General features: G+C 55.6%; 1 rRNA gene. It reads left to right on the top strand.

The window, feature by feature from the left end:
- Positions 1–45 precede the first annotated feature (45 nt).
- Positions 46–1,586: ribosomal RNA gene (locus G7043_RS47420) — 23S ribosomal RNA — on the top strand; the annotation flags it as partial.

Below are 1,586 nucleotides of genomic sequence, written 5' to 3'. Positions count from 1 at the left end.
TCTGATTGTTCTTTGAGAACTGCACAGTGGATGCGAGCATCTTTGTAGCAAGTTAGTAAGGGCATACGGTGGATGTCTTGGCACCAGGAGCCGATGAAGGACGTAGGAGACTGCGAAAAGTCTAGGGGAGCTGTCAACCGAGCTGAGATCCTAGAATTTCCGAATGGGGAAACCCGGCCCCAGTCATGTGGGGTCACCCATACCTGAACACATAGGGTATGTGGAGGGAACGCGGGGAAGTGAAACATCTCAGTACCCGCAGGAAGAGAAAACAACCGTGATTCCGTGAGTAGTGGCGAGCGAAAGCGGATGAGGCTAAACCGCGTCTGTGTGATACCCGGCAGGGGTTGCATTCGCGGGGTCGTGGGACCTTTTGGTCAGTTCTGCCGGACTGGCAACGAGTCAGAAAATACTGTGGTTAGAGGAATACGTCTGGAAAGCGTGAGCGTAGAGGGTGAAACTCCCGTACTCGAAAACCTGGTATCTCGTTAGAGTGTTCCCAAGTAGCAGCGTACTCGTGAAATTCGCTGTGAATCTGGCGGGACCACCCGCTAAGCCTAAATACTCCCTGGTGACCGATAGCGGACTAGTACCGTGAGGGAAAGATGAAAAGTACCCCGGGAGGGGAGTGAAATAGTACCTGAAACCGTGTGCCTACAATCCGTCGGAGCCTTTAGGGGTGACGGCGTGCCTTTTGAAGAATGAGCCTGCGAGTTAGTGCTACGTGGCGAGGTTAACCCGTGTGGGGTAGCCGTAGCGAAAGCGAGTCTGAATAGGGCGCTTGAGTCGCGTGGTCTAGACCCGAAGCGGTGTGATCTAGCCATGGCCAGGGTGAAGCGCGGGTAAGACCGCGTGGAGGCCCGAACCCACCAGGGTTGAAAACCTGGGGGATGAGCTGTGGTTAGGGGTGAAAGGCCAATCAAACACCGTGATAGCTGGTTCTCCCCGAAATGCATTTAGGTGCAGCGTCGTGTGTTTCACCACGGGGGTAGAGCACTGGATGGTCTAGGGGGCCTACAAGCTTACCGAAATCAACCAAACTCCGAATACCGTGGTGTGAGAGCGCGGCAGTGAGACTGCGGGGGATAAGCTTCGTAGTCGAGAGGGAAACAGCCCAGAACGCCAGCTAAGGTCCCTAAGTGTGTGCTAAGTGGGAAAGGATGTGGGGTCGCACAGACAGCCAGGAGGTTGGCTTAGAAGCAGCCACCCTTTAAAGAGTGCGTAATAGCTCACTGGTCAAGTGGTCCTGCGCCGACAATGTAGCGGGGCTTAAGCACACCACCGAAGCTGTGTCATTTCAGCCTTGTGCTGGGATGGGTAGGGGAGCGTCGTGTAGCGGTTGAAGCGGCGGAGTAATCCAGCCGTGGACGCTATGCGAGTGAGAATGCAGGCATGAGTAGCGAAAGACGAGTGAGAAACTCGTCCGCCGGATGACCAAGGGTTCCTGGGCCAGGCTAATCCGCCCAGGGTAAGTCGGGACCTAAGGCGAGGCCGACAGGCGTAGTCGATGGACAACGGGTTGATATTCCCGTACCCGTGTGAACGCGCCCATGATGAACCTTGTGATACTAACCGCCCGAAGCACC

Origin of the sequence: Lentzea alba (assembly GCF_011067745.1) — a bacterium.
Classification (GTDB): Bacteria; Actinomycetota; Actinomycetes; order Mycobacteriales; family Pseudonocardiaceae; genus Lentzea; species Lentzea alba.
Note: the sequence above shows the minus strand (reverse complement) of the source record. Positions and strands in the feature narration are given on the sequence as shown.